A 13,201-nucleotide genomic window follows, 5' to 3' on the forward strand; every position below is an offset into this window, starting at 1 on the left:
CCGTCATTCGCTGGCTCGAGGCTGAACCCATGCTGCAAGACTATTCCCGCGCGATCGACCAGATTGGCGACCCGGCGTTCCGCAGCGTCCTGATCCGCGGCGTCGGCCTGACCCTGGCCGCCTTCGTCGCCGTGGCGATCCTGGCCTGGTACCTGCTGTCGCTGGTGCCGGAGTTCCAGTCCGACTGGTGGAGCTGGGTGAACTACCTGGTCGATATCGGCGGCGGGCTCGGCGTGGTGGTGCTGATGGCGTTCCTGTTCCCGGCGATCGTCACGATGTTCATGTCGATGTTCCTCGACGACATAGCCGAAGCGGTGGAGCGAAAGCACTATCCATCCGATTCGCCCGGCCGCGAATTGCCCTTCGGACCGGCCCTTTGGCTGTCGCTGAAATTCGCCGGCATCGTCATCCTTCTTAACCTCTTGATTCTCCCGCTTTATGTGCTGACCTTCATCATTCCGCCGATCAGCCTGGTTCTTTTCTATGGGCTGAACGGCTATCTTCTGAGCCGCGAATATTTCGAACTGGTCGCGTGGCGCCATGTCGACAAGACGACGGCCCGCCGATTGCGGAAAGCGAACCAGGGGCGATTGTGGCTGGTCGGTGCCTTCATCACGTTCATGCTGACGATCCCGATCGTGAATATTATCTGGCCCCTGATTGCCACTGCCGCGATGGTGCATTGCTTCAAGCGGATTCAGCGGCGCAGCGCCGCCTGACGCATCTTCCCCGGCCCCGGCCCCGGCGACTGCGCGACACAGGTTATCTGCTTCCAGGCTGCACGTGCCGCAGCGGTGCGTGGCGCCCAACCGGAGGTGACAGGATCGCATGAGCTTGTTCGGCCGAAAGAAGGGCAGCGAGGGCGATACGCCCGGCAGGGCCGCGCCGTCGCCCGCCCCGGATCTCGACGATCTGAGACTTCCAGAAGAAACCCCGGGCCAGCCGGCCCGGGCAGGATCAGACGCCCCGCCCGGCCGCTCCACGCCGGCGCGGCAGGCAGCGCCCAGCAGGATGCAAGGTGAAACGATGGCACGATCGGACAACCAGGCGACAAGCTTCCGGCCCGAGCTTCCGAAGCGGCCGGTTTCGGAAATCCCCGGCATGCAGCGGTCGACCCATGACAGTGGCGGGTCGGGCAGTGCCAGCAGCCGCAGCGGCACCGATCCGAAGACCCTGATCGTCGGCAAGGAGATCAGCCTGAACGGCGAGATCAGCTCCTGCGACCGGCTGATCGTGGAGGGCAAGGTGGAGGCCTCCCTCGCCGGCTGCCAGTCGATCGAGATCGCCGATGGCGGCGTCTTCAAGGGCGCGGCGGAGATCCACGACGCCGAGATCCGCGGCCTGTTCGAAGGCAAGCTGGTGGTCGAGGGCCGGCTGCTGATCTGCGCCACCGGCCGGGTCGTGGGCGAGGTGCGCTACGGCCAGATCGAGATCGAGTGCGGCGGCGAAGTCTCCGGCACCATCGACAAGGCGCCGGCGCGGGCCGCCGCCGCGGCGCCCCGGCCGGAGCGTGCGGCGCCGGCGGCGCAGCCGGTGGAACCGGAAGCGGATGCCGGGATGGCGGAAGAGCCCCGGCCCGTCGGTGTCGCGGCAGGCGCTGAGTGATCCTGCCGCGTCGCATTTCTGATCGCTCGGGCGCCGGCGGCGTCGCGCTTCCGGGCCTTTCCTTGCTGCTGCCGGCACTTCTGCTGCTGGGCGCCTGTACCGCCCATGGTGGTGGCGTGGGGCCGGGCGGCGGCAGTCCGGGCAGCGGCAATCCGGGCCCGACCGGAGAGAGCGCGGTGCGGACCGCCCCGGCGCTCCACAGCGGCGATCTGGTCGGCTGGTCCGGCTCCGACCTGCAGGGCCGGTTCGGGCCGCCGATGCTGACCTTCGCCGAGCCGCCGGCCGAGGTCTGGCGCTACAGTTCGGCGCGCTGCGTCGCGCTGTTCTTCCTGTATCCGCCGGATATGGGCAATGACGGCCAGGCCGTGGTCCGCTACGTCGAACTGCTGCCGCGCGAGGCGGTCGACAGCGACTGCCTGCAGGCGATCGGCGAGCAGGGCACGGTCTGACCGGACCGTCAGGCCGTCGACCGGCGCCGGCCTGACGGTCCGGTCGCCGCCACTCTGGTCACCGATTTCTTTTTTGCCGCCGCCCCTTTCCCCGCCGCCCTTTTCCCCGCAGGCCGGGCTGCGCCCAGGCGATCCGCCGATGCATCTTCCGGCCCCGGGGTCTTTTCCTTGTAGGCACAGAGGTCGGCGACGACGCAGGTGGGACAGTCGGGCCGCCGCGCCTTGCAGACATAGCGGCCGTGCAGGATCAGCCAGTGATGGGCGTGGCGCTTGTAGTGCGCCGGCACCACCTTCTCCAGCTTCAGCTCCACCGCCAGCGGTGTCCTGCCGGGGGCCAGTCCGGTCCGGTTGCCGACCCGGAACAGATGGGTGTCCACCGCGATGGTATGGGCGCCGAAGGCGATGTTCAGGACAACATTGGCGGTCTTGCGGCCGACGCCGGGCAACGCCTCCAGCGCCGCCCGGTCCTGCGGCACCTCGCCGCCATGGCGCGCGATCAGTGCCTCCGACAGGCCGATCACGTTCTTCGCCTTCGCGTTGAACAGGCCGATGGTCTTGATATGCGCGCGCACCCCGTCCTCGCCCAGCGCCAGCATCCTTTCGGGCGTGTCGGCGGCGGCGAACAGGCCCTTGGTGGCCCTGTTGACGCCGGCATCGGTGGCCTGCGCCGACAGCACCACCGCGACCAGCAGGGTGAACGGGTTGGTATAGTCCAGCTCGCCCTTCGGCTCCGGCCGCTGTGCGGCGAGGCGGGCGAAGAACTGCTCGACATCCTGTCGCTTCATGCGGCGGCTCCGGAAGGCGGGGTGGCGGATTGCGGGAGGCGAAATGCCGCGGCGGGTTTGTCGCCGTCGCCACCCCTCCCTATTCTAGCGGCATGAGCATCGGAATGTCCGAAACCGATACCGGTCCGCAGGCCGGTGCGCCGCGCCGCCTGGGCCCCTGCCCGGATCCGGGCGCGCTGCCGGCGGCGGGGCTGCATTTCGACGCGGTGCTGCATCCCCACCGGTCGCTCGGACCGACCGGCTTCCTGGTCCTGATGGGGGTCCTGGCGGCGCTCAGCTTCACCGCCGGGATCGCCTTCCTGTCGATGGGGGCCTGGCCGGTCTTCGGTTTCTTCGGCCTGGATGTGGCGCTGGTCTATGCCGCGTTCCGCCTGAACTACCGGACAGGCCGCGCCTTCCAGACGGTGCAGTTGTCGCAGACCGAGCTGCTGGTCCGCGACGTCGATCCGCGCGGGCGGGTGCGTTCCTGGCGGTTCGAGCCGACCTGGCTGCGGGTGGAGCTTGAGGAACCGGCCGGGCCGCGCAGCACCCTGGCGCTGCGCAGCCATGGCGGCACCCTGGTGATCGGCGCCTTCCTCACGCCGGAGGAGAAGGAGGACTTCGTCCGCGCTCTGCGCGACGCGCTGCGGCAGCGGCGCGACGCCCTGCCGGGCAGCTGCTGACGCGGCGGATGCTGCCGCCGGTTCAGTCCGGCCGTCTCAGCCCCAGCACGTCGGCCATGGTGTAGAAGCCGGGCGACTGGTTCGACGCCCAGAGGCAGGCCCGCACGGCGCCGCGTGCGAAGATGTCGCGGTTGCCGGCACGGTGGGTCAGTTCGATCCGCTCGTCCTCGCCGGCGAACAGCACCGTATGCTCCCCCACCACATTGCCGCCGCGCAGCGCGGCGAAGCCGATATGGCCGGGCACCCGCTTGCCGGTGATGCCGTCGCGGCCGCTGTCGCGCACCTCGGGCAGCGCGACGCGGCGCCCCTCGGCGGCGGCCTCGCCGAACAGGACGGCGGTGCCCGACGGCGCGTCCACCTTCATGCGGTGGTGCATCTCCACGATCTCGATGTCGAAGTCGGGGCCCAGGGCCGCCGCGACCTGCCGCACCAGGGCGGCCACCAGGTTGACGCCGAGGGACATGTTGTAGCCCTGGACGACGACGGTCCGCTCCCCCGCCGCCTGCAGCGCGGCGATGTCGTCGGGGCCGATGCCGGAGGTGCCGACGATATAGGCGGTGCCATGCCGGGCCGCCCGCTCCGCCGATGGCGCCGTCAGCGCCGGGGTGGAGAAGTCGATGACCGCGTCGGCGCCGGCGAAGATCGCCTCGGCATCCGCCTCCACCCGCACGCCGAGCGGCCCGATGCCGGCCAGCTCGCCCATGTCCTGGCCGATATGCGGCGAGTCCGACCGCTCCAGGCCGCCGAACAGCTCCGCCTCGTCGCTGTCGCGGATGATCCGGGTCAGCGCCTGGCCCATGCGGCCGGCAGCGCCCAGCAGCGCCACCTGCAGCTTCTTGCTCATGTCGTGCGGTTCCCCCCGCTGCCCCCTGCCTGCCGTGGCGCCGGCGCGGCCCCCTTGACCGCTGCGACCGCCGCGGTCGACGCCGCCGCCGGCATCAGTCGGTCAGGTCGTCCCACAGCTCCTTCACCTTCGCGAAGAAGCCGTGACTCTCGGGATGATTGGATTCGTCGGTCCCGGCGGCGGCGAATTCCTGCAGAAGCTCCTTCTGCTTCTTGCTCAGGTTCTTCGGCAGTTCCACCGCCACCCGGATGAACATGTCGCCGCGGCCATTGCCCTGCAGCACCGGCATGCCCTTGCCGCGCATGCGGAACTGCCGGCCCGGCTGAGTGCCCTCCGGGATGCTGATCCGGGCGCGGCTGCCGTCGATGGTGGGCACCTCGATCTGCCCGCCCAGCACCGCGGTGACCATCGGCAGCGGCACCGCGCAGTGCAGGTCGGCACCCTCGCGCTGGAACATCCGGTGCGGCGCCACCGACAGGAAAATGTAGAGGTCGCCGGAAGGGCCGCCGCGAACCCCGGCCTCGCCCTCGCCCGCCAGGCGCACCCGGGTGCCGTCCTCGACGCCGGCGGGGATGTTGACCGACAGCTGCTTCTCGCGCTGCACCCGGCCGGAGCCGGCGCAGGCGCCGCAGGGATCCTCGATGATCCGGCCGATACCCTGGCAGGACGGGCAGGTCCGCTCGATGGTGAAGAAGCCCTGCTGGGCGCGCACCTTGCCGCGCCCGGCGCAGGTCGAGCAGTTCACCGGCTGCGAGCCCGCGGCCGCGCCGGTGCCGTTGCAGGTGTCGCAGGCGATCGAGGTCGGCACCCGGATCGTGGCGCCCTTGCCGTTGAACGCCTCCTCCAGGGTGATTTCCAGGTTGTAGCGCAGGTCCGCCCCGCGGGCGACGCCGCCGCGCCCGCCGCCGCCGCGGCGTGCGCCCATGATCTCGCCGAACAGGTCGTCGAAGACATCGGCGAAGGAGCCGCCGAAATTGAAGTCGAAATTCGCCGCACCGGGCCCGCCGGGGCCGCCGCCCTCGAAGGCGGCATGGCCGAACTGGTCGTAGGCGGCGCGCTTCTTCTCGTCCTTCAGGACCTCGTAGGCCTCACTGACTTCCTTGAACCGGACCTCGGCTTCCTTGTCTCCCGGATTGCGGTCCGGATGGAATTTCAGTGCGGCCTTCCGATACGCGCGTTTCAGCTCCTCGCCATTGGCATTCCGGCTGACGCCCAGGACCTCGTAATAGTCCGACTTCGCCATACGGCTCCCTCGATCGCCCATGAACATTCGGGAATCACCGGCCGCCTGGGGGTTTGCGGCCGCCTCCTCTGCAGTCTAGGCCGTCCCGCCCCGCCCTGCACAGGATCCCCGCCGCTGGCGGGGCTGGTGATCGGTTATCGGGACGGCGAACAATGCCATGTCGCGGAAAGGCCGGCACCGTGCGCGAGGGCGCGATGCCGGCCGTCCCGATCAGGTCGTCCGTTGCCCGTGGACCGTCGTCAGACGGTTCAGGCGGACTTGCTCTTCTTGTCGTCGTCGACTTCCTCGAAGTCGGCGTCGACGATGGTGTCGTCGCCGCTGCCGCTCTCCGCGGTACCGGCATCGCCGGCCGCATCGCCGCCGGCATCGCCACCGTCCTGCTGCTGCTTGTAGACGGCCTCGCCGATCTTCATCGACGCCTGGGCCAGCGCCTCGGTCTTGGCCTTGATCTCGTCGAGATTGTCGCCCTCGAGCGCGGTCTTCAGCTCGGCGATGGCGGTCTCCGCCGCAGCCTTGTCGTCCGCCGCCAGCTTGTCGCCCAGCTCGGCCATGCTGCGCTCGGTGGTGTGGATCACCGCCTCGCCCTGGTTGCGGGCCTCGACCAGCTCACGCCGCTTCTTGTCGTCGTCGGCGTGGGATTCGGCATCCTTCACCATCTGGTTGATCTCGTCGTCGGAGAGACCGCCGGAGGCCTGGATGCGGATCTGCTGCTCCTTGCCGGTGCCCTTGTCCTTGGCGGAGACCTGCACGATGCCGTTGGCGTCGATGTCGAAGGTCACCTCGATCTGCGGCACCCCGCGCGGGGCCGACGGGATGCCGACCAGGTCGAACTGGCCGAGCAGCTTGTTGTCGGCCGCCATCTCGCGCTCGCCCTGGAACACGCGGATGGTCACCGCGCTCTGGCTGTCCTCGGCGGTCGAGAAGACCTGGCTCTTCTTGGTCGGGATCGTGGTGTTGCGGTCGATCAGCCGGGTGAACACGCCGCCCAGGGTCTCGATGCCCAGCGACAGCGGGGTCACGTCCAGCAGCAGGACGTCCTTCACGTCGCCCTGCAGGACGGCCGCCTGGATCGCCGCGCCGATCGCCACCACCTCGTCGGGGTTCACGCCCTTGTGCGGCTCGCGGCCGAACAGCTGCTGCACCACCTCGACGATCTTCGGCATGCGGGTCATGCCGCCGACCAGCACCACCTCGTCGATATCGCCGGCCGACAGGCTGGCATCCTTCAGCGCCTTCTTGCAGGGCTCCAGGGTGCGCTGCACCAGGTCGTCGACCAGCGCCTCCAGCTTGGCGCGGGTCAGCTTCATGGTCAGGTGCTTCGGCCCGGAGGCGTCGGCGGTGATGAACGGCAGGTTGATCTCGGTCTGCGTCGCGCTGGACAGCTCGATCTTCGCCTTCTCCGCGGCCTCCTTCAGCCGCTGCAGCGCCAGTTTGTCCTGGCGCAGGTCGATGCCGTTCTCCTTCTTGAACTCGGTGGCCAGGTAATCGACGATCCGAAGGTCGAAATCCTCGCCGCCCAGGAAGGTGTCGCCGTTGGTGGAGCGCACCTCGAAGACGCCGTCGCCGATCTCCAGGATCGAGACGTCGAAGGTGCCGCCGCCCAGGTCATAGACCGCGATGGTCTTGCCCTCGGACTTGTCCAGGCCGTAGGCCAGCGCCGCCGCCGTCGGCTCGTTGATGATGCGCAGCACCTCCAGGCCCGCGATCTTGCCGGCATCCTTGGTCGCCTGGCGCTGCGCGTCGTTGAAGTAGGCCGGCACCGTGATCACCGCCTGGGTGACCTTGTCGCCCAGGTAGGATTCGGCGGATTCCTTCATCTTCTGCAGGATGAAGGCGGAAATCTGGCTCGGCGAATAGCTCTTCTCGCCCGCCTTAACCCAGGCGTCACCATTGTCCGCCTTGACGATGGTGTAGGGCACCATGCCCTTGTCCTTCTGGGTGGTCGGGTCTTCGAAGGTGCGGCCGATCAGCCGCTTGATCGCGAACAGCGTGTTGGTCGGGTTGGTGACCGCCTGGCGCTTCGCCGGCATGCCCACCAGCCGCTCGCCATCGTTGTTGAACGCGACCATGGAAGGCGTGGTGCGCGCCCCCTCGGCGTTCTCCAGGACCTTGGGGTTCTTGCCCTCCATCACCGCCACGCAGGAATTGGTGGTGCCAAGGTCGATACCGATAACTTTACCCATAATCATCCTCTCCATTCCGGCAGCTCGGCCGGGCCACCTGATGCACCCTGCCGAGCCCCTCGAGACCTATGTTCGCTCGATATATAGGCGGGGCCCGATAGTGTCGCAACGGTGTGAAATCCAATTGTTCTGCGGCTTTCCGGCGGCCCCGCGGCATGCGCCGGCCGCCATCCGCCGGTTTCGGAACCTGTCCGGGGATGCCGGATGCGATGCCGCAGCCGGCCCTCAGGGACGCGATCGCCGGATGCGGCTCAGGCCTTGGTGTCGACCCGGGGCTGGGCCTGGCCGCCGCGGGAGACACCGACCTGCGCCGGCCGCAGCAGGCGGTCGGCGATGGTGTAGCCGGGGGCCATCACCTGCACCACTATGCCCGCCGGCTGGTTCGGGTCCTCCACCTCGAACATCGCCTCGTGCAGGTTCGGATTGAACTTCTCCCCCATCGCCTCGATGCGCTGGATGCCGTTGCGCTCGAAGGCCTGCAGCAGCGACCGTTCCGTCGCCTCGACCCCTTCCAGCAGGTTGCGCATCGGTTCCGGCAGTTCCTCGCGCTTGGGCCCCTGCGCGGCGCTGTCGATGGCCCGCCGCAGGTTGTCGGCGACGTCCAGCATGTCCTTGGCGAACTTCGACGCGGCATATTTCACCGCATCCTCGCGGTCCTTGGCGTGGCGCTTCTGGGCGTTCTCCTGCTCCGCCATGGTGCGCAGGAGATGGTCCTTCAGCTTCGCCACCTCCTCCTGCAGCGCGGCCACCTCGCCGACCCTGGGATCCTCGGGCGGCGGTTCCACCTCGCCCTCCAGGATCTCGTCGATGGCGCCGCGGTCGGCGGCCTCCGCCTCCGGCGGATCCGGCAGCTTCTCGCTCTCCAGATCGGAGCGCTGGCCGGCCGGGCGGCCGTCGCGCTGTTCGTCCTGCTCCTGGGGGCGCTGGCTGCCGGCGCCGGCCTGCTCGCTGTTGTCGTTCACGTTCATGTCCTCTGCTCCGATCGACAGGCGCCGACCCGCCCTGCGCGCGGTGGACCGGCCGCCGCCGCAGGACCCGCGCCCGGATAGTCCTTTCGCGTCAGCCGATCAACCGGCCGACGACCTGTGCGGTGAAATCCACCATGGGGATGACCCGCGCATAATTCATGCGCTGCGGTCCGATGACGCCCAGCGCGCCGACGATCTGCTGGTTGCGGTCCTGGAACGGCGCGACGATCATGGAACAGCCGGTCAGGGAGAACAGGTTGCTCTCCGCCCCGATGAAGATCCGCACCCCTTCCGCGCCCTCGGTCAGGCTGATCAGGCGCAGCAGGTTCTCCTTCTCCTCCAGCTCGCCGAACAGCCGGCGGATGCGCTCCAGATCGGCCATCGCGCTGACATCTTCAAGAAGGTGGGCCTGGCCCTTCACGATCAGGGTCGCCTGCTCGCCGCTGCCGGCCCAGACGGCAAGGCCGCCGGCCACCACCCGGGCGGCGAGGCCGTCGAGCTCGGAGCGCTTGCTCTCCAGCTCCTCCTTCACCAGGTCGCGCGCCTCCGCCAGGGAATGGCCGCGCACCCGGGCGACGAGATATTTCGCCGCCTCCGCCAGCTGCGTCTGGGTCAGGCCCGGCGGCAGGTCGAAGATCCGATTCTCCACCGTGCCGGAGGAATCCACGATCACCACCAGCGCACGGTTGTCGGGCAGGGAGACCAGCTCGACATGCTGCAGCACCGTGTCCCGCTTCGGCGCGAACACCAGGCCGGCGCAGCCGGACAGGCCGGACAGGGTACCGATCGCCTCGTTCAGGACCTCCGGCACGCTGCGGCCGCGGGCCGCGGCCTTGCCCTCGATCGCGTCGCGCTCCTGCTCGGTCAGCGCGCCGAGCTCCATCAGGCTTTCCACGAACAGCCGCAGGCCGGCCGGCGTCGGCAGGCGCCCGGCAGAGGTGTGCGGGGCATAGAGCAGGCCCAGCTCCTCCAGGTCGGACATCACGTTGCGCACCGAGGCCGGCGACAGGCGCATCTCCAGGCGTTTGGAAATCAGCCGCGAGCCGACCGGCGCGCCGGTTTCGACATAGGTCTCCACGACCTGCCGGAAGATGTCCCGGCTGCGTTCGTTGAGTTCCTGGAGTGCGGGGCCGTTCATGGGTGTCCGAACTATCCGATACCGGGCCACTGTGCCTGGCTGGCACAATGGTCCCGATCCACGGATTTAGGAAGCCGGTGCCCCTTCCGTCAACATGGCCGCCGTCCCGGCCCGTGACCGACGGCCGAGGTGGACCCGGGCGCCGGGCCTGGGATAGAACCCCGCCACCGCGCCGCCGCGTCGGTCCCGAAGGGCCCGCAGGCAACGGCGCAGACCTGCCTGGAAGGACAGACGAGATGCGTCCGAGCGGACGACGATCAGACGAGATGCGGCCGGTGACCCTGGAGCCGGGCGCGGCGAAATATGCCGAGGGCTCCTGCCTGTCGCGCTTCGGCGAGACGGTGGTGCTCTGCGCCGCGACCATTGAGGAGCGGGTGCCGGGCTGGCTGCGCAACAGCGGCCGCGGCTGGGTGACGGCCGAATACGGCATGCTGCCCCGCTCCACCCATGAGCGCACCGACCGGGAGGCGGCCCGCGGCAAGCAGTCCGGCCGCACGCAGGAGATCCAGCGCCTGATCGGCCGCTCCCTGCGCGCCGTGACCGACCTGGAAGGGCTGGGCGAACGCCAGATCCGGATGGATTGCGACGTGCTGCAGGCCGATGGCGGCACCCGCACCGCCGCGGTGACCGGTGCCTGGGTGGCGCTGCACCAGGCAGTGTCGAAGCTGGTGGAGGGCGGCGCCCTGCCGGCGCTGCCGATCACCGGCCATGTGGCGGCAGTATCCTGCGGCATCTATGCCGGGCAGACGGTGCTCGACCTCGACTATGCCGAAGACGCCAATGCCGATGCCGATGCCAACTTCGTGCTGACCGATACCGGCGGCATCGTGGAAATCCAGGGCACGGCCGAGGGTGCGCCGTTCAGCGAGGCGGAATTCCAGCGCCTGCTGCAGCTGGCCAAGGCTGGAACCACCGGGCTGGTGGAACTGCAGAAGGCGGCGATCGGCAGCAAATGACCCGACGCTTCGACGGCGATACGCTGGTGGTTGCCAGCCACAATCCCGGCAAGGTGGTCGAGATCGCCGACCTGCTGGCGCCGCTGGGAATCCGGCCGCTCGGCGCCGCCGAGCTCGGCCTGCCGGAGCCGGAGGAGACCGGCGCCACCTTCGGCGAGAATGCCGCGCTGAAGGCCCATGCCGCCGCGCAGGCCAGCGGTCGCCCTGCCCTGGCCGACGATTCCGGCCTGGCGGTGCGGGCCCTGGCCGGGGCGCCGGGCATCTATTCCGCCCGCTGGGCCGGCCCCGACAAGGATTTCGGCAAGGCCATGGCGCGCGTCTGGCAGGCGGTCCAGGATCAGGCGCCGCCGCCGGACGAAGGCGAGCCCGACCTGGCGGCGCATTTCGTCTGTGCCCTGGCGCTGGCCTGGCCCGACGGCCATTGCGAGCTGTTCGAGGGCGAGGTGCATGGCCGGCTGGTCTGGCCGCCGCGCGGCAGAAACGGCTTCGGCTACGATCCGATGTTCGTGGCCGAGGGCCGCGACCTTACCTTCGGCGAGATGGAGCCGGCCGAAAAGCATGCCATGTCGCACCGCGCCAATGCCTTCCGCCTTCTCCTCGACGGCTGCTTCGCCGGCCGCTGAGCCCGGCCCGTGCGCCGGCCGGGACGCCAGCCCGGATGGGGGGGAGGGGCTGGCCCTCTATGTCCACTGGCCGTTCTGCCAGTCGAAATGCCCCTATTGCGACTTCAACAGCCATGTGCGCGAGACCGTCGACCAGCCGGCCTGGCGCGACGCGCTGCTGGCGGACCTGGACTGGGAGGCGGCGCGCACCGGCCCGCGGCGGCTGCAGAGCATCTTCTTCGGCGGCGGCACGCCATCGCTGATGCCGCCGGAGACGGTGGCGGCGGTGATCGAGCGGGCGACCGGCCGCTGGGCCGCCGCCCCGGACCTGGAAGTGACCCTGGAGGCCAATCCCGGTTCGGTGGAGGTTGGACGCTTCCGCGGCTATGCCGCGGCCGGCGTGAACCGGGTGTCGGTCGGCGTGCAGTCGTTGCGCGACGACGACCTGCGCCGGCTTGGCCGGCTGCATGACGCGGCCGCGGCGCGGCATGCGGTGGCGACCGCCGCCGCGATCTTTCCCCGCTTCAGCTTCGACCTGATCTATGGCCGGCCGGGCCAGACGGTGGACGACTGGCGGGCGGAACTGGTCGAAGGCCTGGCGATGGCCGGCGGCCATCTCTCCCTCTACACCCTGACCCTGGAGCCGAATACCGGCTTCTACGGCGCCTGGCGCCGCGGGGCGCTGCAGATGCCGGAGGACGAGGCGGTCGCCGCGCAGTTCGACCTGACCCAGGAGCTGTGCGCCGCTGCCGGCCTGCCTGCCTACGAGATCTCCAACCATGCGCGGCCGGGCGAGGAATCGCGCCACAACCTGGTCTACTGGCGCTATGGCGATTATGCCGGCATCGGGCCCGGGGCGCATGGCCGGCTCGGCAGCGGCGCCGGCCGGATCGCCAGCCGGCGCATCGCCAAGCCCGAGGCCTGGCTGGCCCAGGTGACGGCCGGCGGCCATGGCATCGCCGCGGAGGAGCCGGTGGACCCCGAAGAGCAATGGCCGGAAGCCCTGATGATGGGCCTGCGCCTGGTCGAGGGCATCGACCTGGCCCGCCTGCGGGGACGCATCGGGCGGCCGGAGACGGCGGCGATCGATGCCGCCGCGCTGGAGCGCTTCCTGCGGGAGGGGCTGCTGCGCCGCGACGGCGACCGGCTGGCCGCCACTGCGGACGGGCGCAACCTGCTGAACGCGCTGCTGGGCCGCCTGATCGCGTGACGGCCGCGATCCGCCGGGGCTCAGGAACCGGCCGGCGTCGTGAAGCGCTCCGGCGGTGGATCGACGGTGAGGAAGCCGTTCGGCGTCACTTCCAGCACCGCCAGGCCGCGTTCCGCCGTGCCGTTGGGGTTGAGGCGGAAGATGCCGCCATAGCCGACATAGCCTTCGGGGTCTTCCAGCGCCAGGCGGGAGAATTTCTGGCCCGGCGCGATGTTCGGCCGCTGCGCCAGCGCGGCCGCCAGGGCCACCGCGTCATAGGCCAGGGCGGCGATCCGCGGTGGCGCCTCGCCATAGATGGCGCGATAGCGGTCCTCGAACGAGGCGGCGAGGTCCGGCGGCGAGGTGGCGAACCAGCCGCCCTGCAATGCCGGCTCCTGCTGAAGCGAGGCATCGTCCCACAGGCCGGTGCCCAGCAGGCGCGCGGAACTGCCGCTGCTGTCGGCAGCGGTGCCGTCCTGGGTGGCAGGGGTCTTCAGGGCGCGGGCAATCAGCTTCAGCCGTTCGCCGCCTTCGGCCACCAGGACCGCATCGGGCCCGTCGGCGGGTGGCGGGGCGG

Annotated in this window: 12 protein-coding genes and 2 pseudogenes; 7 read left to right on the plus strand and 7 right to left on the minus strand. The window is 69.9% G+C overall.

Annotated features, from left to right (window positions below):
- The first annotated feature begins 29 nt into the window (after window positions 1-29).
- From ACFOGJ_RS22105 to ACFOGJ_RS22115, 3 genes are all read left to right on the plus strand, one after another.
- Window positions 30-719 carry an EI24 domain-containing protein gene (locus tag ACFOGJ_RS22105; RefSeq protein ID WP_379904679.1) on the plus strand — a complete coding sequence of 230 codons (690 nt, stop codon included), beginning with the start codon at window positions 30-32 and terminating at the stop codon, window positions 717-719.
- A 382-nt stretch (window positions 720-1,101) separates the two neighbouring features.
- Entirely contained in the window at window positions 1,102-1,605 is a 504-nt protein-coding gene (locus ACFOGJ_RS22110) for a bactofilin family protein (protein ID WP_379904681.1), read from the plus strand.
- 62 nt (window positions 1,606-1,667) lie between these two features.
- On the plus strand, window positions 1,668-2,054 hold the full coding sequence (locus ACFOGJ_RS22115) for a hypothetical protein (RefSeq protein WP_379904683.1): 387 nt from the start codon (window positions 1,668-1,670) through the stop codon (window positions 2,052-2,054).
- A gap of 161 nt (window positions 2,055-2,215) precedes the next feature.
- Here the strand turns inward: ACFOGJ_RS22115 and nth are convergent.
- Window positions 2,216-2,839, minus strand: a pseudogene (gene nth / locus ACFOGJ_RS22120) (endonuclease III); the annotation flags it as partial.
- A 104-nt stretch (window positions 2,840-2,943) separates the two neighbouring features.
- Here nth and ACFOGJ_RS22125 point away from each other — a divergent pair.
- On the plus strand, window positions 2,944-3,501 hold the full coding sequence (locus ACFOGJ_RS22125; RefSeq protein WP_379904685.1) for a DUF2244 domain-containing protein: 558 nt from the start codon (window positions 2,944-2,946) through the stop codon (window positions 3,499-3,501).
- 22 nt (window positions 3,502-3,523) lie between these two features.
- On the opposite strand, the gene dapB is transcribed toward ACFOGJ_RS22125, so the two are convergent.
- The 5 genes from dapB to hrcA all read right to left on the minus strand — a co-directional run bounded on the left by dapB (window position 3,524) and on the right by hrcA (window position 9,877).
- The gene (dapB, locus tag ACFOGJ_RS22130; RefSeq protein ID WP_379904801.1) at window positions 3,524-4,333 is read right to left on the minus strand and encodes a 4-hydroxy-tetrahydrodipicolinate reductase; all 810 of its coding nucleotides are present in this window, start codon (window positions 4,331-4,333) and stop codon (window positions 3,524-3,526) included.
- Between the two features lie 106 nt (window positions 4,334-4,439).
- A complete protein-coding gene (dnaJ, locus tag ACFOGJ_RS22135) occupies window positions 4,440-5,588 on the minus strand; it encodes a molecular chaperone DnaJ (RefSeq protein WP_379904687.1) in 1,149 nt (382 codons plus the stop codon).
- 248 nt (window positions 5,589-5,836) lie between these two features.
- Complete coding sequence (gene dnaK, locus ACFOGJ_RS22140; protein ID WP_379904689.1) at window positions 5,837-7,771, minus strand: molecular chaperone DnaK; 1,935 nt, start codon at window positions 7,769-7,771, stop codon at window positions 5,837-5,839.
- Between the two features lie 251 nt (window positions 7,772-8,022).
- Window positions 8,023-8,739 (minus strand): nucleotide exchange factor GrpE, encoded by a 717-nt coding sequence (grpE, locus tag ACFOGJ_RS22145; protein ID WP_379904691.1) that lies wholly within the window; start codon window positions 8,737-8,739, stop codon window positions 8,023-8,025.
- A gap of 91 nt (window positions 8,740-8,830) precedes the next feature.
- Window positions 8,831-9,877, minus strand: coding sequence for a heat-inducible transcriptional repressor HrcA (gene hrcA / locus ACFOGJ_RS22150; protein ID WP_379904694.1), 1,047 nt, complete (start codon window positions 9,875-9,877; stop codon window positions 8,831-8,833).
- Window positions 9,878-10,113: 236 nt separating this feature from the next.
- On the opposite strand from hrcA, the gene rph reads away from it, so the two are divergent.
- The 3 genes from rph to hemW are packed head-to-tail and all read left to right on the plus strand — an operon-like array spanning window position 10,114 to window position 12,645.
- Complete coding sequence (gene rph, locus ACFOGJ_RS22155; protein WP_379904696.1) at window positions 10,114-10,833, plus strand: ribonuclease PH; 720 nt, start codon at window positions 10,114-10,116, stop codon at window positions 10,831-10,833.
- The gene (gene rdgB / locus ACFOGJ_RS22160) at window positions 10,830-11,456 is read left to right on the plus strand and encodes an RdgB/HAM1 family non-canonical purine NTP pyrophosphatase (protein WP_379904698.1); all 627 of its coding nucleotides are present in this window, start codon (window positions 10,830-10,832) and stop codon (window positions 11,454-11,456) included. Before rph ends, rdgB begins: the two co-directional genes overlap by 4 nt.
- On the plus strand, window positions 11,413-12,645 hold the full coding sequence (gene hemW, locus ACFOGJ_RS22165; protein WP_379904700.1) for a radical SAM family heme chaperone HemW: 1,233 nt from the start codon (window positions 11,413-11,415) through the stop codon (window positions 12,643-12,645). The genes rdgB and hemW overlap by 44 nt, the downstream gene beginning before the upstream one ends.
- Window positions 12,646-12,665: 20 nt before the next feature.
- Here the strand turns inward: hemW and ACFOGJ_RS22170 are convergent.
- A pseudogene (locus tag ACFOGJ_RS22170) lies at window positions 12,666-13,201 on the minus strand (hypothetical protein); the annotation flags it as partial.

Source organism: Marinibaculum pumilum (assembly GCF_042646425.1).
GTDB classification, from domain to species: Bacteria; Pseudomonadota; Alphaproteobacteria; order Ferrovibrionales; family Ferrovibrionaceae; genus Marinibaculum; species Marinibaculum pumilum.